This window comes from Desulfovirgula thermocuniculi DSM 16036 (genome assembly GCF_000429345.1).
In the GTDB taxonomy this organism is placed as follows: Bacteria; Bacillota; Desulfotomaculia; order Desulfotomaculales; family Desulfovirgulaceae; genus Desulfovirgula; species Desulfovirgula thermocuniculi.
The window spans coordinates 22,713-45,308 of record NZ_AUBR01000006.1 but is presented as its reverse complement, the minus strand read 5'-3'; the positions used below and the strand labels follow the sequence as shown (position 1 = coordinate 45,308).

At 61.1% G+C, this 22,596-nt stretch carries 25 protein-coding genes; 5 read left to right on the top strand and 20 right to left on the bottom strand.

Annotated features, from left to right (window positions below; translation table 11 throughout):
- Positions 1–38: 38 nt before the first annotated feature.
- The 7 genes from G454_RS0102500 to G454_RS0102470 all read right to left on the bottom strand — a co-directional run bounded on the left by G454_RS0102500 (position 39) and on the right by G454_RS0102470 (position 7,142).
- Positions 39–2,204, bottom strand: coding sequence for a stage V sporulation protein D (locus G454_RS0102500; RefSeq protein ID WP_027717326.1), 2,166 nt, complete (start codon positions 2,202–2,204; stop codon positions 39–41).
- Between the two features lie 47 nt (positions 2,205–2,251).
- Entirely contained in the window at positions 2,252–2,746 is a 495-nt protein-coding gene (locus G454_RS20200; protein ID WP_051275784.1) for an FtsB/FtsL family cell division protein, read from the bottom strand.
- Between the two features lie 3 nt (positions 2,747–2,749).
- Positions 2,750–3,724, bottom strand: a complete 975-nt coding sequence (gene rsmH, locus G454_RS0102490; RefSeq protein ID WP_027717325.1) for a 16S rRNA (cytosine(1402)-N(4))-methyltransferase RsmH — start codon at positions 3,722–3,724, stop codon at positions 2,750–2,752.
- 20 nt (positions 3,725–3,744) lie between these two features.
- Positions 3,745–4,182, bottom strand: coding sequence for a division/cell wall cluster transcriptional repressor MraZ (gene mraZ / locus G454_RS0102485; RefSeq protein WP_027717324.1), 438 nt, complete (start codon positions 4,180–4,182; stop codon positions 3,745–3,747).
- A 109-nt stretch (positions 4,183–4,291) separates the two neighbouring features.
- Positions 4,292–5,098: a histidinol-phosphatase HisJ family protein gene (locus G454_RS0102480; protein WP_027717323.1), complete on the bottom strand. Its 807-nt coding sequence runs from the start codon at positions 5,096–5,098 to the stop codon at positions 4,292–4,294.
- Between the two features lie 3 nt (positions 5,099–5,101).
- Positions 5,102–6,172 carry a uroporphyrinogen decarboxylase/cobalamine-independent methonine synthase family protein gene (locus tag G454_RS0102475; protein ID WP_027717322.1) on the bottom strand — a complete coding sequence of 357 codons (1,071 nt, stop codon included), beginning with the start codon at positions 6,170–6,172 and terminating at the stop codon, positions 5,102–5,104.
- A 73-nt stretch (positions 6,173–6,245) separates the two neighbouring features.
- The gene (locus tag G454_RS0102470) at positions 6,246–7,142 is read right to left on the bottom strand and encodes a patatin-like phospholipase family protein (RefSeq protein ID WP_027717321.1); all 897 of its coding nucleotides are present in this window, start codon (positions 7,140–7,142) and stop codon (positions 6,246–6,248) included.
- 266 nt (positions 7,143–7,408) lie between these two features.
- Between G454_RS0102470 and G454_RS17370 the strand changes: the two genes are divergently transcribed.
- Positions 7,409–8,026, top strand: coding sequence for a hypothetical protein (locus G454_RS17370; RefSeq protein WP_051275783.1), 618 nt, complete (start codon positions 7,409–7,411; stop codon positions 8,024–8,026).
- 159 nt (positions 8,027–8,185) lie between these two features.
- Here G454_RS17370 and G454_RS0102460 read toward each other — a convergent pair whose 3' ends face one another.
- Together G454_RS0102460 and G454_RS0102455 are read right to left on the bottom strand one after the other, a co-directional pair.
- Positions 8,186–8,662, bottom strand: a complete 477-nt coding sequence (locus G454_RS0102460) for a Fur family transcriptional regulator (RefSeq protein ID WP_027717320.1) — start codon at positions 8,660–8,662, stop codon at positions 8,186–8,188.
- 69 nt (positions 8,663–8,731) lie between these two features.
- Entirely contained in the window at positions 8,732–9,922 is a 1,191-nt protein-coding gene (locus G454_RS0102455; protein ID WP_169719297.1) for a D-alanyl-D-alanine carboxypeptidase family protein, read from the bottom strand.
- Positions 9,923–10,080: 158 nt separating this feature from the next.
- On the opposite strand from G454_RS0102455, the gene G454_RS22545 reads away from it, so the two are divergent.
- From G454_RS22545 to G454_RS0102435, 4 genes are all read left to right on the top strand, one after another.
- The gene (locus tag G454_RS22545; protein ID WP_281168430.1) at positions 10,081–10,215 is read left to right on the top strand and encodes a hypothetical protein; all 135 of its coding nucleotides are present in this window, start codon (positions 10,081–10,083) and stop codon (positions 10,213–10,215) included.
- A gap of 124 nt (positions 10,216–10,339) precedes the next feature.
- Entirely contained in the window at positions 10,340–11,563 is a 1,224-nt protein-coding gene (locus G454_RS0102445; protein ID WP_027717318.1) for an MFS transporter, read from the top strand.
- Positions 11,544–12,860 (top strand): polysaccharide deacetylase family protein, encoded by a 1,317-nt coding sequence (locus tag G454_RS17365; protein ID WP_051275782.1) that lies wholly within the window; start codon positions 11,544–11,546, stop codon positions 12,858–12,860. Before G454_RS0102445 ends, G454_RS17365 begins: the two co-directional genes overlap by 20 nt.
- Positions 12,861–12,899: 39 nt before the next feature.
- Entirely contained in the window at positions 12,900–14,423 is a 1,524-nt protein-coding gene (locus G454_RS0102435) for a class I adenylate-forming enzyme family protein (RefSeq protein WP_027717317.1), read from the top strand.
- A 56-nt stretch (positions 14,424–14,479) separates the two neighbouring features.
- Here G454_RS0102435 and G454_RS0102430 read toward each other — a convergent pair whose 3' ends face one another.
- The 11 genes from G454_RS0102430 to G454_RS0102380 all read right to left on the bottom strand — a co-directional run bounded on the left by G454_RS0102430 (position 14,480) and on the right by G454_RS0102380 (position 22,596).
- The gene (locus G454_RS0102430; protein WP_027717316.1) at positions 14,480–15,622 is read right to left on the bottom strand and encodes a S1C family serine protease; all 1,143 of its coding nucleotides are present in this window, start codon (positions 15,620–15,622) and stop codon (positions 14,480–14,482) included.
- 19 nt (positions 15,623–15,641) lie between these two features.
- Positions 15,642–16,487 (bottom strand): Mrp/NBP35 family ATP-binding protein, encoded by an 846-nt coding sequence (locus G454_RS0102425; protein WP_027717315.1) that lies wholly within the window; start codon positions 16,485–16,487, stop codon positions 15,642–15,644.
- 89 nt (positions 16,488–16,576) lie between these two features.
- On the bottom strand, positions 16,577–17,263 hold the full coding sequence (locus G454_RS0102420; protein ID WP_035106602.1) for an N-acetylmuramoyl-L-alanine amidase: 687 nt from the start codon (positions 17,261–17,263) through the stop codon (positions 16,577–16,579).
- A 446-nt stretch (positions 17,264–17,709) separates the two neighbouring features.
- On the bottom strand, positions 17,710–18,006 hold the full coding sequence (locus G454_RS17360) for a deoxycytidylate deaminase (RefSeq protein WP_084413196.1): 297 nt from the start codon (positions 18,004–18,006) through the stop codon (positions 17,710–17,712).
- 170 nt (positions 18,007–18,176) lie between these two features.
- On the bottom strand, positions 18,177–18,416 hold the full coding sequence (locus G454_RS0102410) for a hypothetical protein (RefSeq protein WP_027717313.1): 240 nt from the start codon (positions 18,414–18,416) through the stop codon (positions 18,177–18,179).
- A 152-nt stretch (positions 18,417–18,568) separates the two neighbouring features.
- Complete coding sequence (locus tag G454_RS17355) at positions 18,569–19,216, bottom strand: N-acetylmuramoyl-L-alanine amidase (protein ID WP_084413195.1); 648 nt, start codon at positions 19,214–19,216, stop codon at positions 18,569–18,571.
- On the bottom strand, positions 19,185–19,454 hold the full coding sequence (locus G454_RS0102400) for a hypothetical protein (protein WP_027717312.1): 270 nt from the start codon (positions 19,452–19,454) through the stop codon (positions 19,185–19,187). The genes G454_RS17355 and G454_RS0102400 overlap by 32 nt, the downstream gene beginning before the upstream one ends.
- Positions 19,451–19,618 (bottom strand): hypothetical protein, encoded by a 168-nt coding sequence (locus G454_RS0102395; protein ID WP_245574285.1) that lies wholly within the window; start codon positions 19,616–19,618, stop codon positions 19,451–19,453. The genes G454_RS0102400 and G454_RS0102395 overlap by 4 nt, the downstream gene beginning before the upstream one ends.
- Positions 19,619–19,677: 59 nt before the next feature.
- Positions 19,678–20,790, bottom strand: coding sequence for a reverse transcriptase/maturase family protein (locus tag G454_RS17350; protein WP_051275781.1), 1,113 nt, complete (start codon positions 20,788–20,790; stop codon positions 19,678–19,680).
- Between the two features lie 325 nt (positions 20,791–21,115).
- Positions 21,116–21,451, bottom strand: a complete 336-nt coding sequence (gene avd, locus G454_RS0102385; RefSeq protein ID WP_027717310.1) for a diversity-generating retroelement protein Avd — start codon at positions 21,449–21,451, stop codon at positions 21,116–21,118.
- A gap of 77 nt (positions 21,452–21,528) precedes the next feature.
- Complete coding sequence (locus tag G454_RS0102380) at positions 21,529–22,596, bottom strand: SUMF1/EgtB/PvdO family nonheme iron enzyme (protein WP_245574284.1); 1,068 nt, start codon at positions 22,594–22,596, stop codon at positions 21,529–21,531.

The window sequence follows — 22,596 nt, the reverse complement described above, 5'->3', positions numbered from 1 at the left end:
TTTATGGTATTATTTCCATTTATATGCTCCCGCCAGTCTCAGGGCCGCTCCACAAATTCCCGCGCCGGCCCGGCAGCCGAGGGCGAATGGACGGGGCGGAAGTAGACCCTTACGGCGTTGCCCCGGGGAACCCTGGTGCCCGGCGCCGGCTCCTGCCCTGCGGCCTGCCCGACGCCTGAAGCCTCCAGCTCGAGCCCCATGCTGGAGAGCACCTCGGCAGCCTCCGTAACCGTAAGGCCGGTAAGGTCGGGCACGGTCACCACCTGCTCGTGGGTCAAGACCCCCGGATCGGCAAGATCCAGGACAACCGCCGTACCCCTGGCGACCTCCGTTCCGGCCACGGGCGTCTGCCTCAGGACTACCTTTCCTTCTCCCTGCACCACCGCGCCCAGGCCCGCCTCCAGGAGCACCTTCCTGGCCACCTCCAAGGGATAGTTGGTCACGGCAGGCACGCGCACCTTGGGCTGCGGCTCCTCATAGGTAAAAGGGCTGGGGGGTTTGTCTAAGCCGGGGGTCGCGGGCACCTTAAGGTAGCGCAGGGCGTCCCGCACCACCTCGCGGAAGACCGGCGCGGCTACCTGGCTGCCGTAATAAACGCCCCCCTTGGGCTCGGCCACCATGACCAGCGCGCAAACGCGGGGGTTATCGGCAGGCGCAAACCCCACAAAGGAGGCCACGTACTTGCCGCTGACATAGCCGCCGCCCTCGCCGACCACCTGTGCCGTCCCCGTCTTACCGGCCACGCGGTAGCCCTCAATGAAGGCGTTGCGCCCCGTGCCCTTCAGCACCACGCTGCAGAGTAAATCGGCCACCTGGCGTGCCTGCTGCGGGGACAGTACCCGGCGCAGGGGCTGGGGCTGGAAAGAGGCCACCACGTTGCCCGCGGGGTCGCGAATCTCCTTCACCAACTGGGGGCGCATCAGCACGCCGCCGTTGGCCACCGCGCAGGTGGCCGTGAGCAGCTGGATGGGCGTTACGGCCACGGACTGGCCGATGGACATGGTGGCCAGGTTCAGGTTGGTGGCTTTTTTCTCGTCAATTAAAATCCCGGCAGCCTCCCCCGGCAGGTCGATCCCCGTGGGGGAGCCGAAACCAAAGTTTTTGATGTAAGTATAAAACCTCTCCTTGCCCAGCCGCAAACCCACTTCAACGAAGCCCGGGTTACAGGAATTCATCACCACTTCCTCAAAGGTCTGGCTGCCGTGACCCCCATCCGCCCAGCAGCGAATGTAACGGTCGGCCACTTTTATATAGCCGGGGTCGTAAAACCTGTCGCCGGGCCTGGTCACCCCCTCGCTGAGGGCCGCAGCCATGGTAAAGATCTTAAAGGTGGAACCCGGCTCGTAGTTGTACCAGATGGCCGGGTTGCGGTCCCACACGTGCTGGGGCGCGGTCATCCAGCCGGTCAGGTCGAAGCTGGGCCGGTTGCCCATGGCCAGGACTTCCCCCGTGCGCGGGTCCATGAGGATGATTACCGCCAGCTTGGGATCGTACCTGGCGACAATTTTATCCAGCTCCCTCTCCACGAACTGCTGGATGGTCTTGTCCAGGGTCAGCACCAGGTCGTGGCCGGAGCGGGGAGGAATGTACCGGTGAATGGCCCCCGGCACATCGCGCCCCGTGGCGTCCTGCTCCACCACGATGCGCCCGGCAACGCCCCGCAGCTGGGCGTCAAAGACCTTTTCTAGCCCCGTCAGGCCCTGATTGTCCACCCCGGTAAAGCCCAGCACGTGGGGGGCCAGGGTGGGGAGGGGATAATGACGTATGCTTTCCTCCACAAAAAACAGCCCCGGCAGGTTCAGCTTCTTTATCTTCTCCACCGTGGCAGGCGGGAGCCTGCGGGCCACCCACTCAAAGCAGGACCTGCGGGTTAAGATCTTCTGCAGGCGCTCCGCGTCCATCTCCAGCACCGGGGCCAGCGCCGCGGCCACCTTCTGGGGATCCGTAACCAGGTAGGGAATGGCATAAAGGGAATCGGCGCTCACGCTGGTAACCAGCAGCTGGCCGTTGCGGTCGTAAATGTTGCCCCTCTTGGCTTCCACCGGTATGTCCCGCGTGCGCAGCTCCAGGGCCTTTTCCTGCAGTTCCGCCCCCCTGGCAAACTGGATCCAGGCCAGCCGCCCGGTGAGGGCCAGTAAGGCCGCGGTGGCCAGGTAAAGGAGGACGGCCATGCGGCGGCGGGTGATAACGCCGGCAGTGCGCATCAAAAGCTCTCCCCCAGCACCACCCGCCCGCGAAAAAGGCCTGCCGCTTAGCCGGAACCACCCGCCGGGCGCCGGTTGATCAGCTCCACCAGCGCCTGCAGGAGCCAGTGCTGCTGCCCCGGCGGGGCTTCCCCCGCCTGGCCGGTGCCGGGCCCGTCCTTTCCGGCAGGAGGCGTATTGCCGGAATTTTCAGCCTGCACCAGCACCAGCCTGCGCTCATCAGGCTTCGTCATGCCCAGGCGCCTTACGGCCAGCGCCTCCACCCTCTCCAGGGAGGAAAGCCTGGATACGTCCTCGGCAAGGCTCCTGGTCTGTAGCTCCAGGGCGGCCACCTCCTTTTGCACCCGCGAGATGTGGTAGGCGGTGATGAGGATGCGGGCGTAAAGGAGGGAGGCCAAGATGGCCAGCCCCACGCAGAAAAGGATGGCGGCGGTTAGGGAGAGGCGCTCGAGGGAGCGCCGCGCCCGCGGGCGGGGGCGGACGGCGAGGCGCCGCCTTTCTCCGGGCAGGTGTTGGTAGGCTTGTTTCTCGGCTACAATCACAGCTTATTCACCTACCCCGCCGTTTAGAACTGCCCCCAGTTTTTCTGCCGCCCGCAGGCGCGCGCTGCGCGCGCGGGGATTCCGCGCAATTTCCGCGGGGGACGGCGTCACTCCCCCGGGGGTGAGGATGCGCAGGAGCGGCTTCCGGCGGCACACGCACCGCGGGAGGGAGGGAGGGCAGGTGCACGTACCGGCCAGATCTTTAAAAAGGTTTTTAACGATGCGGTCCTCCAGCGAGTGAAAAGTAATCACGCAGAGGCGACCCCCGGGACCAAGCAGGTCTACGGCCTGCCGCAGCGCCGGCTCGAGGATCTCCAGCTCGCGGTTGACGGCTATGCGCAGCGCCTGAAACGTCCTCCTGGCCGGGTGGGCCCCGCTGCGCCTGCTCCTGGCAGGGATGGCCTCTTTAATAACCTCTACGAGCTGCGCGGTGGTCTTAAAGGGTTCCCTTTCCCTGGCCTTCACAATGAAGGCGGCAATGCGCCTGGCCCAGCGCTCCTCGCCGTAGCGGGCAATGATCCCCGCCAGCTCCTCTTCCCCCAGGTTGTTCAGGAGGTCCGCGGCAGTAACAGGATCACCGGGGTCCATGCGCATGTCCAGGGGGCCCTCGTGAATGTAGCTGAACCCCCTCTCCGGCACCTCCAGCTGCAGCGAGCTTACGCCCAGGTCGAAAAGGATGCCGTCCACCGCGCTGATTCCCATCTCTGCCAGGACACGACCGAGATGGATAAAATTGGATTTCAGGAGCACAGCCCTCTCTCCAAAAGGAGCCAGGCGCCGCCCCGCCGCCGCCAGGGCCTGCGGGTCCCGGTCCAGCGCAATGAGGCGTCCCCCGGGGCTGCTGGCGCGCAGGATGGCCTCGCTGTGACCCCCGCCGCCGACGGTGCAGTCCACGTAAATTCCCCCGCTCCTGGGCTGCAGGTAAAAAAGCACTTCTTCCAGCAAAACCGGCTGGTGCACAAGATCGCTTTCTTTCATTAGCCTTCCTGCCCGGAACTTTAAATGCCCAGCTCCAGCTCGACAATCTTTTCGGCAATTTCATCGAGCTGCGCCGCCGCCCGGGAACTGTACTCCTCCCAGCGTTCCGCGGCCCAGATTTCCACCCGGCTGGACACGCCGATGACTACCACGTCCCGCGTTATTCCCGCGTACTCCCGCAGGTTTGCCGGGATCAGTATTCTCCCCTGCCGGTCAAACTCGCATTCACAGGCTCCGGAAAAGAAAAAACGGACAAAGGCCCGGGCGTCAGACCTGGTAAGGGGCAGGGAGCGCATCTTTTCTTCCAGCGCCGCCCATTCCTGAGGGGGGTAGGCAAAAAGGCACCCGTCCAGGCCCTTGGTAAGGACAAACCTCTCGCCCAGGCCTTCGCGGAAGCGGGCCGGAATGATCAATCGCCCCTTGGGATCGATGGCGTGCCTGTACTCGCCCAGAAACATGGGGTTTTTCTCCACTTTACACCACTTGACACCACTTTCAACCACCTAAATTCTCCAGGACGCCCCCGAATTCCTGCCGGCGGGCAAAAAAAATAACCGGATTTTCCGGTCAGGTTATCTCTAAAAACCTGGGCTTTCTTTCCTCAAAGAAAACCACCCGGCGGTAGCCGGCGGCCAGGAGCCATTCCCTGGCCAGCGGCCATGCCCAGGCCACGTGCCCGGGATGGTGGGCGTCGGAGCCCACCGCCGCCGGCACACCGTGGCGGCGGCACGCTTTGAGGAATTCCAGCGAAGGGTATATCTCCTGTGCCGGCACCCGCAGCCCGGCAGTGTTGACCTCCACGCAAACGGAAGCCCCGGCCATGGCCCCGGCCACTTCTTCGTAGAGGCCACGCACGTCCGTCCCGGGCCGGTAACCGAATTTTTTAACCAGGTCGGGGTGGGCCAGCACATCAAAAAGTCCCGAGCGCACGGCCTGCAGGACCAGCTCAAAGTAGCGCGCGTAGAGGTCGTCCACCCTCCAGGCAGCGTAACCCTCCAGGCAAGCGGGGTTATCAAAGCCCCAGCCGTCTACGAAGTGCACCGCGCCGAGCACGTAATCAAAGGGATGCTTTGAAAGCAGTTTTCGCAGGCGCTCCTCAAAGCCGGGGATGTAGTCGGCCTCAATGCCCAGGGCAACGGCCACGCCGCCGACCCGCCCTTTGAGGCTTAAGACCTCTTCTACATACCCGGGCAGTTCCTCTTCCGGCATGGCCAGGCCGCGGTCGCGCTCCTCCGGGGGCAACCAGTAAAGGGGCAGGTGGTCGGCAAAGCCCAGGTAGGCAAGGCCCAGGCGGCGCGCACATGCCAGGTAGTCCTCCAGGACCCCTTGAGCGTGGCCGCAGCGGGCGGTGTGCACGTGCAGGTCGGGCAGCAAGGCCTACCGCACCTCCCCCTGCACCTTCTCGGAGAGGAGGCGGGCCAGCCGGTAGATGCGTGCGGCCAGCTCCGGGCTCAAGAGGCCCGTCCCGCAGGCGGGCGTGACCATGGACTGGCGGAGGAGCAGGTCCTCCGGGACGCCCCTCTGCACCAGCCCGGAAACCAGTTTCCGCCACCGCACCAGGAGGGAGTCTACCTCCTCCTCCCAGGCCTTTTCCGAGGTGGGCACCATGCCCCAGGCTATTACCCCTCCCCTCCGCAGGAACTCCCCCAGTTCACGGGCGTATGGAAAGAGCGAGGGACCAAAGCTGTAGGCATCGAGGTTGATGATGTCCAGGCTGCACTCGCAGAGGATGGACCAGTCTATGGCATCGCAGGAGTGCACGCCGACCAGGCCGCCGGCGCGGTGGATAAACCCGCAGATGCATTCCAGGTCTTCCTTGATCATCTCCCTGGTCACGGTAATGAAGGTAGACTGCCCGTAAACGCTGATGGCCGGCTCGTCCACGAAAATAATGGGCCGGCGCCCCAGCCCGGCCAGGGCCCGGGCCTGCCAGTAAGCGTGCACGGCCAGGGTCTTAACGATCAGATCTCTCAACTGCTCCTCGTAATAGGCCAGCCTCCCGCGGCGGTTTTTCAGCTGGAAGGCCACGGTAAGGGGCCCCGCCAGGTGCCCTTTAAAGTACAGGGCCTCCCCCGGGTCGGCAGCCATGGATTCCGTAAAAGCGTAAAAGCCCGCCGCCGCCCGGGGGGGCAGGGCAAAAAGGGAAACCGCCTCCTCCTCTCCCCGCTCCGCAGCGAGGTAGGCGGCATAAAATTCCGTCAGGGATTCCACCCAGGCGGGGCTTTCCTCGTCAAAGTGAAAGCGGTCGCCCTGCGGGAGGAGGAGGCGGAAGCGCACCAGGGGCCAGAGGAACTGGTAGACGAAGCTTTCCTCCCTGCCCCTTTGCGGTAGCTGGGGCCAGTGCGGTATGAGGGGAAAGTTTTCCCGTACGAGAAGCAGGGCAGGGGCAGGGTCGGTAAAGGGCAGGCTGCCGATTCCCGTCGCCAGCCCGCAGGGGGAAAAGGCCATAATTTTTACCCCTCCTGTAACGCAGGCTTAAATTAAGCACCATTATACCAGAAAAACCCGCGCCTTTTGCACCCTACCCGCCCAACAACTTTTGCAGCGCGGGCACGGCCTGGCGGGCCGCCTCTTCCCCCCGGGCTATGCAGTGGGCCCGGCGTGCGAAATCCCATGCCCCGACTCCGGCCAGGAAGGGGCGGATGACCACGTCGGCGTACCGTTCCAGCTTGTGGCGGGTTACCTCCTCGCCGATAATATCCAGGGACTGGGAAAGAAGCTGCACGATGTTTTCCACCGGGCGGTAGTGCCTGCCCTCGTCCCCCACATCTACCCCTACCACCACCTCCGCACCCAGCAGGCGCAGCACCTCTACCGGCACGTTCTCCCGCAGCCCGCCGTCCACCAGCAGGCGCCCGCCAATCCTCTTGGGCTCAAAGAGGCCGGGCACGGAGCAGCTGGCCCGCACGGCCTCGGCCACCGGCACGCCGCAGAGGAAGAAAACGTCCTCCGCCCGGCCCGCGGGACAAATCCCTTCCCCCACAAAAACTATGCGGTGGCCGGTGCATATATCCACGGCGGTGATGGCCAGCATTTTCTTTAGCTCCAGGAAGGTTTTTTCCTCCAGGTGGCTCTCTACCCACCTCTCCAGCTTGTAGCCGGACATAAGCCCCAGGGGCGCCGGAAGGGGGAAAGGCAGGTGCAGCGCGTCAACGACCACCTTTATGGCCATGAGGGACAGGTTGAGGACCATGGGAACGGAGTCGTAAAGGTCGCGCGGCTGGAGGTTTAAGGCAAGCTCCTCCAGCTCTTCAGGCCTCCATCCGCTGCAGTACAGGGCGGCCACAATGCTCCCTGCGCTTGTGCCGGCCACCAGGTCGGGCACGATCCCCGCCTCCTCGAAAGCCTTTAGAACCCCGATGTGGGCTATGCCCCGCCAGAACCCCCCGCCTAAAGCCAGGCCGAGCTTCTTTTTCATCGGAAAGCTACCTCCCGCCTCGATATATGCCGTCAAGCACCATATTACTCGCATCGTTTCCAGGCGGTGAAAGTCCCCGCGCCACCGCGGTTGCAACAATTTCTTAACAAATTTCCCGCATACCTGTAACAAAGGGCATGTAAAATTTGAGCTGGGCGGGCAACCGCGTCCAGTCACCTCACAGCCGGAAAGGGGGTGTGCCGGGCCGACTTGCAGGCAGGCACAACGCGCAGGATTTTTTAAAAAGCGACCAAGGAGGGGGTTCAATGCCAAAGAAAATAATCGTAGCCGCGGTATCCCTTGTCCTTGCAGCCGCGCTCTTTGCAGGCGTAGCCCTGGCCCAGGACAGCGCACCGGCTAAAGGGTGGTTCTTCCAGGCGTTCCTGGAAAAGCTGGCGGCCAACCTGGGCGTGGACCAGGGCAAGCTCCAGGAAGCCCTCAAGCAGACCGAACTGCAAATGGTGGACGAAGCCGTGCAACAGGGCAGGCTGACTTCCGAGCAGGCGGAGAAAATCAAGCAGAGGATTGAAAACGGCCAGCTCTTCCCCCTGGGCCCGTCCCACGGCCCCAGGCCCGACCGTGAACCCGGATTCAAGAAAGGCTTTGCGGGCAAAAACCTGGACGTGCTGGCCCAGGCGCTGGGCATGAGCACCGACGAACTCAAGGCCCAGCTGCAACAGGGGAAGAAGATCTCCGACCTTGCCCAGGAAAAGGGCCTGACCATGGAACAGCTGCGCCAGAAGCTCCTTGAAGCTAAGATCCAGGCCATCCAGCAGGCGGTAAAGGAAGGCAAGATCTCGCAGGAAAAGGCCGACCAGCTTATCGAGAAAATGCAGAACATGCAGAACATGGGGCCGCACAAGGGGTGGCGCGGCAACAACTAGCGGCTACCCGCTTGAAGGCTAACCCGGGATGCGGGCAGGGACGGGCTGCCCGGCTGTAAAGTAAACCCGAGCCCCGCCCGCCGGGCAGCCCGTCCCCCGGAAAGAAAGCGGGCCGCGGGAGTGTTTGCTCCCGCGGCCCGCTTTTTCCCTGTAAGCTGTTCACGGCACTGCCAGGCCGCCTTCTTCTCCTTTCATCTTGGCGGTGCAGTCGCGGCAGTACCCGAAGAATTTCAGCTCGTGGTCGACAATGGTAAAGTCGTAAAGTTTGGTGACGCGCAGCTCCAGCTCCTCCAGGAGGTCCTCGTTGACCTCGGTGATTTTACCGCAGCGGGTACAGATGAGGTGATGGTGGTGGTGCCCTTTTTCCTGCGCGCCGCCAAATTCGTAGCGCTTGCGACCGTCGCCGAAATCAATGCTGTGAATGATATCAAAATCACAGAAAAGCTCCAGCGTGCGGTAAACGGTGGCCAGCCCCACATCGGGAGCCCTCTGCTTGACCAGGTGGTATATTTCCTCCGCACTCAGGTGCTTGTCCTTATTTTCCAGCAGCACCCTCAAAATGTGCTCGCGACGCGGCGTTAGTTTGGAGTCCCCGGCGCGGAGTTTTTCCTCCACCTGGTTAATTATCTCCCGCATCAGGCCCACCCCGGCTTGCTCTGCCCTTGGAGTTAGTATAGTGAACGCTGATGCAAAAGTCAAGGAAGCCTACCGCAGGTGCCGCAGGCCGCGCGCACGCGCGTAGCGCCTGCGCCGGTAGGAGGCCGCCCTTCTCAGCCGCCAGAAACAGGCTACGGCCAGAAGCGCCCCGGCCAGCAGGGGTAAGGGCCGGTACCTGAACCTGGACTCCACGCCGTTGCCGGCCACCAGGTCCACCCTCCCCAGTTCTTGGCCGGCGGCGTCTTTAAAAACCACTTCGCCCACCTTCTGCCCTTCCTTTACCGGGACCCTCAGGCCTTTCAGGTATTGCACTTCCTTTACCACCGCGGGGTCCTGCCCCGTGCCGAAGTTCAAGTAGAGCCCGCCGGCGGCCACGGCCTCCAGGGGGCGGTCGCCGCGGGGCAACTCGATGGCGGAAACTTTTTCGCCCTTGGCCACCAGCCATACCGGCCTGTACGAGGCAAACCCGTAATCGAAAAGCTTCCTGGCGTCACGGTAAAGGGGGTCCCACCCCTGGCTTCCGAGGAGCACGACGAGCAGTTCCCTGTCCCCCCGCCGGGCCGCACCGACCAGGCACTGGCCCGCCTGTGTGGTGTAGCCCGTCTTAACCCCGATGCACCCGTCGTAAAGGGTAAGCAGGCGGTTGTGATTCCAAAGGTGCTCCTGAGGTGGTCCCTTTGACCTGTCGGCCAGCGGCCTGCTGATTTGCTTGACCTGCGTGCTAACGATCTTCCGGAAGACGGAGTTCTGCATGGCGTAGCGGGCAATGACGGCCATATCGTAGGCCGAAACGTAGTGGGCAGGGTCGGGCAGGCCGTGCGGGTTGGTGAAGTGGCTCTCCGCAGCCCCAATTTGCCGCGCCTTTTCGTTCATGAGGCGGGCAAAGGCCTCCGTGGACCCCGCCACGTGGTGGGCTATGGCCACGGCGGCATCGTTGGCCGAAGAGAGCAAGAGGGCGTAGAGGAGATCCTCCAGGGTCAGCCTTTCGCCTTCCTGCAGGCCTATGGCCGTGCCCTCCACCCCCACTGCTTCCCGGGGAACGGTAACCACCTCATCCAGCCGGCAGGACTCAATGGCCAGAACGGCGGTAAGGATCTTGGTGGTGCTGGCCGGATAGAGGGGAGCGTGGGCGTTCTTCTGGTAGAGGAGCTGCCCGTTACCGGCATCCATGAGGACGGCTGCCTTTGCCCCCGCTTCCGGCTCCTTAACCTCCCCGGCAAGGGCGACGCCGCAAGACAAAAATAAAAAAAGAGAGAAAAAGAACGCGCACAGGATTATCTTTTCCCGGTTGGACATGCCGCATCACAGCACTATTATAAATTAACCCCGGCTCCGTATACAACGAGAAAGATGACACAAAATAGTAGAAAACTAATCGCTAGGGGGAGTAAGGGAAGGTGGAGCTTAAAGAAATCGAACTTGCCCGGCTGACGGCACCGCAGCTAAGCCAGCTCCAGGAAGCGGAAAAGAAGCTTAACGAAGGACGCCAGGGCCAGGAAATCTATTTGCTGGCCGTAATCAGAAAATTGTAAGGGCAAGAGCGGGCGGGGTTTTCCCGCCCGCTCTTGCCCTTAAACCCCGCGTTCCCCTTCCCCGCCGCACCGCCGCTGCGATATAATTTAGAGGAAAAATGCGCTTTTTAGGAGGAAATCCTTTTTGGTCCCCTTCGCCAACCTGTCGCGGCAAGAGTGGTACACGCTTTCCGTTCTCTTCTGCACCGAGCTGGTGAGAGGGGCCTTCTTTCTCTCGTTCTTGCCCGTATATACCGTAAAACACCTCGGGCTTCCCGTCACCGCCGCCGGCCTGGCCGTCTCCGCCCATTACCTCACCGAAACGGCCTTCAAGGTTCTTGCCGGGTGGCACTTTGACCGCCTGGGAAAGCCGGTCCTCCTGGGGGGCCTGGGGGTAAGCTTTCTCTCCCTGTGCACGATGAGGCTCTGGCCGCATCCGGGTGTGCTGGTTGCCGCTTCCGCCGTACTGGGGCTCGGGTTCTCCCCCGTCTGGCCGGCGGCCATGAGCGAGGTAGCCCCTGTGGACATGCCCGGCAGGGTCCACCGCGTGGGACTGGTTTTCGCGGCCTGGCTGGGCGGCGCCGGGGCAGGCCTGGTGGGGGTAAATTTCATTTTACCCAAAGGAGTTGATCTTACCTTTTCCCTGCTCATCTTCCTGTGGGCCGCCGCCCTTGCCCTCTCACCCTTCATCGGGGTAAGGGCCGGGGGAAAGGAGACGGGCAGGAAGGAATATTTTACCGAGCCCCTGGTGCAGATCCTCTCCAACCGGGCGGCGCGGTACATCCTGGTTCCCAGCATGTTCCTGCAGACTTTCTGCGCCGGCCTCCTGGTTCCCGTGCTGCCGCTCTTTGCCCAGGCCAGGCTGGGGTTGAGCCCAGGCCAGTACGGCATATTTCTTTTGGCCGGGGGGTGCACGGCAATAACCTGCTTTTTGCCCGCCGGCTTTTTAATCGGACGCTGGGAGGCAAGGCTCAGGCAATTCCTGGGCGCCGGGTTCGCCATGGGCGCCCTGTGCCTTGCCGCCCTCACGGTCGTGCGCGGTCCTGCCGGCGCCTTTATGACCGCTGTTTTCCTCGGGACGGCGTACGGGGTTATCCTCCCTGCCTGGAACACCCTCCTGGCCAGGGTGATCCCGCCCCGGTATCAGGCCACGGGGTGGAGCGTCTTTACCACCATAGAGGGCCTGGGGGCGGCTCTGGGCCCGGCAACGGGCAGCTTTATTGCCCGCCAGGCCGGCCTGGCTGCCCCTTTTACCGTCACCGCCCTTATCCTCCTGCCCATAGCCCTTTTTTATCTTTTTTACCCGCTGGAAAAGCTCCTCACCAGCACAGGTAACCGGGAGGGTAAATATGTGGGAGAAGGTCCTTAAAGGGCTCACCTACTCCATCGGCTTATACGCCCTCTTGCCCACCGCCCTCGCCAGGTTCTGCCACCTGGGAGTAATCTGGAGGGGCACGCGGGCAGGGGGAAGGGTGGCCATTACCTTCGACGACGGCCCCGACCCGCGCTATACCCCCGTGGTCCTGGACATTTTAAAGCAGCACAATGTGCGGGCGTGCTTCTTCGTACTGGGGGAAAAAGCCCGCGCTTACCCCGAGCTGGTACTGAGGATGAAAAGGGAAGGGCATGAAGTGGCCAGCCACGGCTTCCGCCACCACATACCGTGGCTTCTGGGCCCCCGGGGCATCATCAGGGAAGTAAGGGAGGCCAGCAGGGTCATCGAAGAGATAACCGGCAGCCCCCCGCGCCTTTACCGGCCGCCCTGGGGCCTCTTCAACCTGTTCTCGCTCCTGCACAGCCTTCTCTTCGGGCAGCAGGTAGTCCTCTGGTCCTTTTTAAGCTGGGACTGGTCCCGCCGCTGTACCCCGGAATCCATTGCCCGCAAGGTCCTCTCCCGAGTGCACGACGGCTCTATACTGGTCTTTCACGACAGCGACGATACGCCGGGAGCGGCGCGGGGCGCATCGGCCAAAATGCTCCGCGCGCTGCCCGTCATCCTTAGCGAGCTGGAGAAGAGGGGCTTTAAGGTGACCACGCTGGCCGAACTCAACCCGCCCCGGGAAAGCTGGTGGCAGCGGCTGGGGCAAAGGCTGGATCACCTCATCACCCGCCTCTTGAAGTTCCAGCACCTGCACTACCGTGACGGCCACCCCACCCTGCTGAGCGTCAGGCTGCGCCGCTACCGCGGCAGGGCCCTGATGCTAAACGACGGCACCTGCATCCGGCCCGGGGACGCCATCGGAGAAATCCACTTCCACAACGGCGTCTTAAAGGAGCTGGTGGCTGCACGGGACGGCCCCGCCCAGGCAGGCTTTGCCGCCTTGAGGGTGCTCAAGGAACTCAAGCGCTCCCTGGGCGAGCTGGCCCGTTGGGCAGCCACCCACCAGGAGGGCGTGAAGGCGGTAATGGGGATAACCGTGCTGCACCGCGGGGCGGAGAGGCTGGGCTTTACCCTCTGCGAGCTGCCCTCCTGGCTCAAAATCCCCGCACGCCTGTACCAGGGGTGGTTGCTGGCCGCCTACCACCCCCAGGGCCTGCCGCGCGTGCGCCTGCACCACCGTAAGATCGTCCCCAGGATGGTGGCCATGGGCACCCGGGAATTAATTCGACGCTACTTAACCTCGGAAGGAGTTAACGGCCTGAAGGAGAAAATTAAAGAGGGCTAGCGTCAACCGGTTAATCCGCCAAGGAGGTATTATCAATACATGCCGATTATATCCAGGCTCGCCGAAACATGCCGCCTTTACGCCCAGAAGCCTGCGGTTGTCAGCAACAGCGGGGAAATAACCTACGGGGACCTGCAGGATCTAATTAACCGCTTTGCCGCCGGCATTTTAAAGCTGGGCGTCAAGCCGGGCGACCGGGTAATCGTGGCCCTGGAAAACAGCCCAGAGTTCATCGTGGCCTTTTACGCCCTCCTGCAGGTGGGAGCCGTCCTCGTGCCCGTCGATCCCCTCTACACGGTTTACGAGATCGGCCCCCTGGTGAGGGAAACTTCCCCTGCTCTGGCCATCTGCAGCGCCGCCAACATGGCCGCTTACCTGGAGGTGGCCGGGAAGTGGCCCTTTGCCGGGGGCATTGTGGTCACGGGCAAGAGCGGCGCAACCCCGGCGGGAGTCCACCTCTTCGGAGACCTGCTCAAGGGCCCTCCCGCCGGCTCCCGGGAAGCCTCCCGGCAGAGGGAGGGGGTCGCGGAAATAATTTATACGCCGGGCAACACGGGTATACCCAAGGGTGTCATGCTCACATCACAGAACCTGTACAGCTGCGCGGTAGCCTTTGCCGCCTTCTGCCAGCTCACCCCGCAGGACCGCGTCCTCCTGCTGGCGCCCGCCCACCGCTCTTCGGTGCAGTGTTGCGTCCTCCTGGCCCCCATGTTTAGCGGCGCCGCGGTGGTCATCCAGGACAGGTGGCCCGGTTCCGGACAGCTGTTAAGGCTCCTGGAAGAAGAAAAAATAACCTTCTTCTTCGGCCCGCCCACCTACTACGCCCTCCTTCTGAAGGAGCAGGCAGGCGGGCAGGCCCGCCCCAGCTCTCTGCGGGTGGCCTACTGTACCGGCGGGCAGCTCTCCCCTTCCCTGGCCCAGTCCTTTGCGCAGCGGTTCGGGCTGGAGATCACCGAAGGGTACTGCCTCACCGAGGCCACCTCCGTAGTGTGCAGCAATCCCTGGCGGGGCGCCAAGAAACCCGGCTCCGTAGGCCTCCCCCTGCCCGGCACGGAGGTAAGGATCGTCGACTACGAGGGGCGTCCTCTGCCCCCCGGCCAGGTGGGCGAGATTGTGGTGCGCGGTCCCGGGGTCATGAAGGGGTATCTCGGCCAACCGGAGCAGACCCGCTGGGTGCTGAGAAACGGCTGGCTGCACACGGAAGACCTGGGCTACATGGACAGAGAAGGGTACGTCTACATCCTCGACCGCAAGAAAAACATCATCATCAAGGGCGGCCACAGCATTGACCCGCGGGAGGTAGAAGACGTCCTCTACCAGCACCCCCAGGTCCTGGATACCGTGGTGGTGGGGGTCCCGGACCCCGTCATGGGCGAAGAAGTGATGGCCCTGGTCATGCTCAGGGAAAACCAGCAGGCCGAACCCGGAGAGCTGCAGGCTTTCTGCGCCCAGAGGCTGGCCCCTTACAAGGTTCCCGGCAAAATACAGCTCGTCAGCGATCTCCCCAAGACCACCTCCGGAAAGCTGCTCCGGCAGGGCCTGAAAGAAGGGCTGGGCATGTGATGCGGGTGCGGGAGCATCAAAATAGGGAACCGGGTTACCGGTTCCCTTTTCATTGTTTAGCGCCACTGCGGCGGCTTTTCGCCCAGGGTAACGGCTATGCCCCTCACCCTGCCGCCGCGGAAAACCTGCAGGTTCACCCTCTGGCCCACCTTGCCCTGCTGGATAATGCTGAGGAGGTCTTCGGAGTTCCTGACCTTCTGGTTGTCGACCTGCAGGATCACATCACCCCGGGCAAGTCCCGCCTCATCCGCCGGGCTGCCCGGAATAACGTTCACCACCAGCACGCCCTCTGCGGAGGGGAGGCCCAGGTAGGCGGCCACCTCCGGAGTAACCGACTGCATCTGGATGCCCAGCCACGGGCGGCTCCTGCTGTTGCCCTTGAGCAACTGGTCCAGGACTTCCTTCACCGTGTTGGCCGGGATGGCAAAGCCGATGCCGTGGGCCTGCGCCACCGCCGTGTTGATGCCGATGACCTCTCCCTTGAGGTTTAAGAGCGGTCCCCCGGAGTTGCCGGGGTTGATGGAGGCATCCGTCTGCAGGAGATTCTTGTAGTGGCGGTTCTCCACCGTTACCGGCCGGCCCTTGGCGCTGATCACTCCCACGGTTACGGTGTGGTCAAGCCCGAAGGGGTTGCCAATGGCAACCACCCACTCCCCCACCCTGGTCTGGTCGGAATCGCCCATGGGAAGGGTGGGCAGCGGCCTGCCTGCGTCGACCTTGATTACCGCCAGGTCCAGGTCGTAGTCGGCCCCCACCACTTTTGCCGCCAAGGGCTTTTCAAAGCCCTGTATGGTGACCATAATTTTTTGCGCCCCGCTGATCACGTGCTCGTTGGTGATGATGTAGCCCTCGGGGGAGAAGATGAACCCGGAGCCGAGGCCGTGCTCTTCGTGGGGCTGCACGAATCCGAAGGGACGCCCGAAGAACTGGCGGAAAAACGGGTCGTCGAAGAAGGGGTCCAGACCCGAACCTCCCCTCACCACCACCGTGTCGATTTTCACCACCGCCGGGCCGGCCTTATCCACAATATCGGCCACGGTCTCGGGGCTGACGCCGGGCATGGCGCTGGCCACATTGTTGAGCGGCGCGATGCGGTGGGATTTTAGATCGTTAACCAGCAAGTAACCTCCCGCAAACATGACGCCGGCAACAAACGCCGCCAGCGCGATAAAAAGCAGCGAACGCTTCCAGCCAGGCATTTTTTAATCACCCTTTCCCTCAAGACGGGCTGCCCCCGCTCATCTTCTCCACGGCCTCCACCACCGGGGTCAGCTTTTCGAGGGCCACCCCTTCATATTCCTCGATGCGCCCCGCATCGCTCAGCTCCACCAGCTTCTCGTCCACCGGCAGTACGGCCAGGACGCGCAGGCCGTTGTCGCTTGCCGCCTCGACCACATGGCTTTTGCCAAACGGGTAGACGTCCCGGTGGCAGTGGGGGCAGACCAGGTAGCTCATGTTTTCCACCAGCCCCAGGATGGGCACTTCGGCCAGCCGGGCCATGTTGATGGCCTTCTTCACCACCATCATGGCCAGGTCCTGGGGAGAGGAAACGATGACCATGCCCTCCAGGGGCAGTTGCTGCATCACCGTAAGGGGCACGTCTCCGGTACCCGGGGGCATGTCCACGATCAGGTAATCGAGCTGACCCCAGGCCACATCCGTCCAGAATTGCCTTACCGCCCCGGCCAGGATGGGACCCCTCCAAATCACCGGCTCGTCCTCCCTCGTGAGGAGGAGGTTCACGGACATGACCTTTATTCCCGAGAGGCTCCTGACCGGCAGCACAAAGCGCTCAAACTGCTCCGGACGGTCCACCAGGCCGAAAATCTTGGGGATGCTCGGCCCGGTAATGTCGGCGTCCATGATGCCCACCTCGTAGCCCCGCCGGCGCAGGGCCACGGCCAGCAGCGCGCTGACCGAAGATTTGCCCACACCGCCCTTCCCGCTCATGACCCCCAGCACATGCTTGATTTCGCTGGCCTTATTGGGGGGCAGAACCTCCGGCCTCCGGGATTCCCCCTGCCCGCAGCCATTTGGCCCGCAATTCCTTGCCGCCTTGTCCATTTCCCCTCGCCTCTTTACCTGGTTTATTTTTTGCCGTGCCACCATAAGTTTAGCACATTTTTAAACACCGGGCCAAGGGGGCCCCCTTTCTAGCCCCTTTCCCCAAAGCGGTCCAAAACCCGGTTCAAGACCGTGGCCAATTCGCCCCAGGTGACGGGCGCCTGCGGGTCGTGGTCCACCGTGATGAGCCCCCGCCCCTTCAGGCGCCTTATCTCGCCGGCAGGGTCCCAGGTGCTGCGCTCCTTTAGGCCCAGGGCCTTCACGAGGGCGAAAGCGAGGGAAGCGGCGAGATCCTGCAAAAAAGTGCCGTCGGCCAGGAAAGCGGCATCCCGGGGGTGATCTATAAAAAGGTTTTCCAAAAGGACGGCCGGCATGTTGGTTTCGCGGAGGACGGCAAAGTTTGCCCGTTTCAGGCCCCGGTCTGGAAGCCCCCTCTGCAAATAAAAGCGGGCGAGTTCGGCATGTACGACCTGCGCCAGGGCCTTCGTGCGCGGGGCGGCTGCCGGGTGAATGTAGCTTTCAAAGCCCGTACCGCCGCCGGCATTGACGTGCAGGGAGCAAAAGAAATCGGCCTGCTTTTGATTGGCCAGGTCGGCCCGCGCGGAAAGGTCAACGTCATCATCCCCGTAGCGGGTAAGCAAGACCTCCGCCTCGTAGGCGGACAAGAGGAAAGCGGCCCGCTGCGCCAGGACCAGCGTGATGTCCTTTTCCTTTAACGCATAGGCCACCGCCCCCGGGTCCCGTCCCCCGTGCCCCGGATCTAGCACGATGAGCATGGCCAGCCCCGGCTCCCCTCCCGGGAGCCGGATTCACCTCCTGGAAGTATAATTATGACGCGGGAAATGCGTTCGCCCGCAAACATACGTTCTCCCTATTATAACCCAAATATAACCCGAGGTGGGGAAATTTTTTAGCCCTTTCTTTTTTATAACAGGGCTCACAAGAGCACAAGCAGAACGCTTCCTTGCGGAAAAATCGCGGGGCCTGCCGGGCAGCAAGCGGGCACCTAAAATTTTAGAGGGCACTTTTTCAAGTGCCCTCTAAAAAAATTAAAATAAAATGCTTTCTTTGGTGCCGGAGACCGGAATCGAACCGGTACGGGCCTCGCGGCCCCCGGGATTTTAAGTCTTAAGACAACACTTAGCCCTGCCACAAGCGAACCCGGAAAGCCTTGATTTGACTAGGTTTTTTATTAGAGCTTTATTGTCAAACTGTGCTTGTTTTAGCCCGTTTGGGCACCAATTGGGCACCAATTTTCTTTCTTGCCAATGTGCCCAGTGACGGCGTTTTGCTCGGCGTGCACGCAGGGCTTGTAGTCCTCCCGGCCGGCCAGATCCTTGAGGCACTGCCCGGTGTCGCAGCAGTGGGGTGCGCCGCTTACAACGCCGTTGTAGCCGTGGGAGAGAATGCGCCGGTCCACCACGATAACCGCGCCCACCTTCTTGCGCAGGCAGGTGGACCGGCGGGCAATCACGTCCGTCACTTCCATGTAGATCTCATCGAACGTCGGACGGGCCATGAGGTATCACCGCAGCACTGGCACTGAATGCGATGTTTTCGAGAACTTTCTTAAGCCGCTCGTTCTCCAAACGCAGTTTGCGGGCCTCTTCAACTGCCCGCGCCAGTTCCTTCCGTACTGGACACTCTACGTGGGCCCCACAACCGCACCCGCACAGGCTGCAGGGACAACTACTCTCCTCCATTGGTATTGACATCGTTTTCGCCCCGCTTGCTTGTTGCCCATTTTGCTAACTGAGCCGCGGCATCCACAGCGGCTTCGGCAGCAACATAACCAAGTAAGGCGAGTACCACCGTTTTTGCCGCCTCTCCCGGAAAGTCAGGGTAGAGGCCCTGAATAAACGCTATCAAAGCCGCAACAAGAGCCAAAATAAATTTTCTCGACGTGAGTCTTTGCAGTAATGGCCGCACAAATAGGCACCCCTTTCTTGTCTTAGGAAGTAGGTACGCCATAGAGGGAAAGCGCAAAAACGCGCAGGGCAGAGGTGTCAAATCCCGCCTCCTCTGCCCTGCGAAGAAACTCCAGTATAGCTTCCAAGTGCTCGTGGTTAGTCATTGTGCCATCACTCCAGCTTCCCGAGGAACTTCAGCAACCTCTCCAGCACAGCGGCAAGTTGCGCGCGGGTCACGGGCTCGTCGGGACGGAAATTGCCATACTCGTCCCCTTTCAGAAGTCCCAACTGGGCCAGCCGCTCGATGCTGTTCTTTGCCCAGTGATCGTTCGGAACATCTTTGAACATGCCCCATATTACCTCCTTAACTACTTCCACCGGCCCGCGGCCGGCCTTAATGTCCTCCAGTGGGAAATACCGTCCCGGACAGGACGTGGAGTTTAACTCGCAGTGGCCGACGACGCAGGCGTCGGGGTAGATGCGCTTAAGTTCCCGCACGAGTTCGAGGACGGCCCGCCACTGGGCGGCAGGCATGTATTCCTCCTCAAAGTTGCCCTCACAGCAGATGCCTACGCTGCGGCTGTTGTAGCCGTAACAATGGGAACCTATTGTGTCCCGCGGCCGGCCGCGGTAGATTTCGCCGGCCTTGGTGATGAAATAGTGGTACCCGATGCCAGCCCAGCCATTATTTAGGTGCCACTGGTGCACGTCCCACACCGTGCAGTTGGTGGCGTCAGCGTGGTGCAGGACTATAAAGTCGGTTCTGGACCGGTACCCAAGGGGTTGGTTAAATCTCAGATTGGTTTCGATTATTTTCACTGCCACTCACCTCCCGCTGGCTGCGCTGGAACCATATAGTTGCGCTCTCCTGGACAAAATACCCGCCCAGGATTATCCCCATCAACGGGATAAGTGTCTGCACTACCGCCAGGGCATCTTTACTACTCATAGCGTGCCAGCAGAAATAAAGAAACGTGCTGGAAAAGGCTATCGCCAGCACGTCCTTGAAAGAAAGCTCGAAGGGGCGGCTCCAAAAGGAAGGTTTCATGACTATCACCGCCTCGCCCGCTCAAGCAACTCGTCTATCTTAGCCTCCTGCCGGGCTAACGCCACCTGGATCAAGGTAGTTAACTGCTCTAAGGCTTTGGTATTGTTTTGGACCACCTCGGCTAACTCCTGGTCACTCTTTTGCTTGAACCACTGGGCTACCAAGAAAATCAAACCTGCCACCGTGAAGAATGCAATACCATATTGCGCGAGATCAGGCCCGGGCATAAGCCTCACCCCTTGGCCAGGTTATCATCGTTTTGCTCACCGGCATCCCCTCCTCGTACAAAAACAAGATCGTCAAACAACTTCTTCCGCAGCCTGTAGCTGTTGCAATGCTTTAAGAGGCCCAAGTAGCTCTGAACACTGGCGTTTACCTCCTCCCAATCAACCTCGCCCCGGGCATAGGCTCTCTGAAGGTATTTCAGGCGCCGCTTCATTTTAAGGGCCGTTCTTTTGCGGAGCTTCCTATGAGTGGGCCATATCCGGTAGCCACAGAAGTCAATCCCCTGGTCCGCCGTCCGGACGGTAGTCTTGTCGTTGAGCACCAGGTGCAAATGGTCCTGCAGAAAGGCACCAATCTCTTCTTTGAGTCGCCAGAGATATTTCTTGTCCGGGTGCAAAATGATTACATCGTCCATATAGCGGATATAATGCCGGACTTTCAAAACGTGCTTGGCGTATTGGTCCAGCTCGTTCAGGTAGAGGTTGGCAAACATTTGACTTGTTAGGTTGCCAATAGGCATCCCGACCCCCTCGACCCTCTCGCACTCGAAGCCGTGGTCGCCCAGGGGGATGCCAAATTTGGTGTCCTCTGACCGAACGATGGTCTCTAGCAGCCAGAGCATGTCCTCGTCGGCTATTATCCGCCGTAAGATCCCCATGAGAACGTCGTGGTCTACCCGGTAGAAATACTTGCTTATGTCCAGCTTAAGGACGTATACCCTGGGGTATCTTCTGGCCAGATACCGGAGCCAGTATTGAAGTCTGTCCGCTGCCCGGTGGGTCCCGTAACCCACCCTGCAGGCATAACTGTCCGAGATATAACGCCGCTCCAAAAGCGGGTTAAGTACCCTGTAGATGGCCCACTGGACCACCCGGTCCTTAAATGGCAATGCCATAATCAGCCGTTTCTTCGGGTCGTAGACGAAAAATTCCCTGTATCGGCCCACCTTGTAGGTTTTCCAGATTAGCTCGTTCTGGATGCTGATCAGGTTTTCCTCGAGGTTGCGGGTAAACGCCAGGACTTCGTCCTGAAACCTTTTGCATTTACGGGCCTCCTTGTAGGCCTCCAGAAGGTTCTCGAAATCGTAGACCTTGGGATATAGCCCCTTAAGTTTCTTCATGTCATCACCTCTAAAAAGAGGCGCCGGGCGTGGCACCCTTCGCCCTCGCGGGTTACTAACTGCCTTCCCGGCAATTCAGTTTTTTGCCGGTCCCGAGCTTTGGCGGGAGCGCGGCAGGGAAGAAAGCCCCTTTACCCCTGCGCGCTGGAGGCCGGCCCGTGAGCCGGCCACTTCTGGCTACAGGGTGAAGCCGCGCGGAAGCCGATGTTGTTGTCCGAGTTCGAGCGGGCGTTGTTCAGGTTCAGAGCAAAAACCCCGGCTTGCGAACCATTGTCCCAATTCCCGCCCCGGATCGGGAGGCGCTTTGGCTTTCTCCCCAAAATGATTAACGGGCTGACTTAAGCCAGCCGCCAATCATTTTCCCTATTTCTGTGGTCATCTTAGACCAGTTCTCGTACTTTTTGATGGGTAGAAACTCCAGGTCCTTTGCAAGCCGTATATAATGGCGGAGGATTTCTAACTGGACGTCAGCCTCTTGGATTGCGTTCTTCTTGTAGTATCGCCTATTGGCCATGATGATGGCCTTTAGCAACTCAAACATGGCCCGCTTGGTCTCGGCCGCCAAAGTGTGCTTCTCGCTTTTGGGGTACTGCCGCAGGCAAATATAGCCATACTGGATCATGTCGTAGGTTTTTTGTAGAACCTTCAACTCCTCAGCCAAGGCTTTTACCCCCGTGTTCAAGAACTGGGAGGGCGGGCTGTCGCCCGCCCAGCAGATTTCAGGTTTCAGAACCCAGATTACACGGGAATAAAAGCCGCGCGGAAGCCGATGTTGTTGGCCGAGGCCGAGCGGGCGTCGCCCAGGTTCAGAGCAAAAACCCCGGCGTGCGAACCACCGCCCCAACCCCCGCCCCGGAGCGGGAGGCGCTCCCCGTAGTTACGCACCCAGAGGCCGTCGCCGCCAAGGCCAGTGCCGGGGGGTTGGATAGCCAGATGTTTCAGCATGGCCGGGGGCGTAAAGCCGGTCTCGGCGGTCAGGCTCTCAAAGTCAACATATTCATAGCCGTAGTAGGCATCAGAAGTGGGGTCAGTAGTATACATGGGGTTGGTCAGGTCCGCGCTCAAAATCGGATCACCGGCTATCTCGTGGCTGGTCTGAGTTGTATCGCCCGCCACGGTGCTGTCGAAGAATGCCCCGGTATCCACCCAGCCGGTCACATCATGGCTGTTGTTTTGAGTCTCGAAGTTGTTTTGGGCCACTCCGCCGGCGCCATGGACGTATATCTTACCATCGTGGAGTTTCAGCCCGTCGACCCACTCCCATACGTTACCGTTTAGGTCGGCAATGCCAAAGGGGGTGTTGTCGTGGTACCAGGAAGCGGGCCCACTCCCTGTGGCCACCCGGCCTACATGGTAATAATTCGCTCCGTCAATCTTATAGGCCCGGTTGTTCCAGTTGTAAGTGAGAATCCAGTCATAGGTTTTGCGGCCGTTCTCATACAGTGCTCCGTGGTCGGCTCCGGCATAGTTATTCCCCCGCGGCAAGAAACCGTTCTTCCAGCACCAGAGGGCAATCGCGGCCCACTCCGCGTTCGTCATCAAATGCCAACCCTTACCCTTGGCGGTGCAGTAACCCCTGGCCTGGTCGAAGTTCACATAGACCTTGGGGTCCTGCATCGGCAGAGAGAGGGCGCGCCCGCCCACCACTACGTTTTGGAACTTGGAGATAAAGATTTCGTCAACGATACGACCGTTTACAACGAAGGCAGGATGGGGATCGGAGGGCCACGTGGGGTCTATGTCGCTCAGTTTGAACCTTGGGATGATAACCATTATGGATGGGTAACCCAGATCATCGTAAAGCAC

Bases quoted from the DNA above. Each gene is read 5' to 3' on its own strand.
- G454_RS0102470 (WP_027717321.1), bottom strand. From the start codon at position 7,142: ATGAAAAAGAAGCTCGGCCTGGCTTTAGGCGGGGGGTTCTGGCGGGGC.
- G454_RS17360 (WP_084413196.1), bottom strand. From the start codon at position 18,006: ATGGCCCGTCCGACGTTCGATGAGATCTACATGGAAGTGACGGACGTG.
- G454_RS0102475 (WP_027717322.1), bottom strand. From the start codon at position 6,172: ATGGCCTTTTCCCCCTGCGGGCTGGCGACGGGAATCGGCAGCCTGCCC.
- G454_RS0102420 (WP_035106602.1), bottom strand. From the start codon at position 17,263: ATGCTCATCGTGCTAGATCCGGGGCACGGGGGACGGGACCCGGGGGCG.
- rsmH (WP_027717325.1), bottom strand. From the start codon at position 3,724: ATGAAAGAAAGCGATCTTGTGCACCAGCCGGTTTTGCTGGAAGAAGTG.
- G454_RS0102435 (WP_027717317.1), top strand. From the start codon at position 12,900: ATGCCGATTATATCCAGGCTCGCCGAAACATGCCGCCTTTACGCCCAG.
- G454_RS0102430 (WP_027717316.1), bottom strand. From the start codon at position 15,622: ATGCCTGGCTGGAAGCGTTCGCTGCTTTTTATCGCGCTGGCGGCGTTT.
- G454_RS17370 (WP_051275783.1), top strand. From the start codon at position 7,409: ATGCCAAAGAAAATAATCGTAGCCGCGGTATCCCTTGTCCTTGCAGCC.
- G454_RS0102460 (WP_027717320.1), bottom strand. From the start codon at position 8,662: ATGCGGGAGATAATTAACCAGGTGGAGGAAAAACTCCGCGCCGGGGAC.
- G454_RS0102425 (WP_027717315.1), bottom strand. From the start codon at position 16,487: ATGGACAAGGCGGCAAGGAATTGCGGGCCAAATGGCTGCGGGCAGGGG.
- G454_RS17350 (WP_051275781.1), bottom strand. From the start codon at position 20,790: ATGAAGAAACTTAAGGGGCTATATCCCAAGGTCTACGATTTCGAGAAC.
- G454_RS17365 (WP_051275782.1), top strand. From the start codon at position 11,544: ATGTGGGAGAAGGTCCTTAAAGGGCTCACCTACTCCATCGGCTTATAC.
- G454_RS0102500 (WP_027717326.1), bottom strand. From the start codon at position 2,204: ATGCGCACTGCCGGCGTTATCACCCGCCGCCGCATGGCCGTCCTCCTT.
- mraZ (WP_027717324.1), bottom strand. From the start codon at position 4,182: ATGTTTCTGGGCGAGTACAGGCACGCCATCGATCCCAAGGGGCGATTG.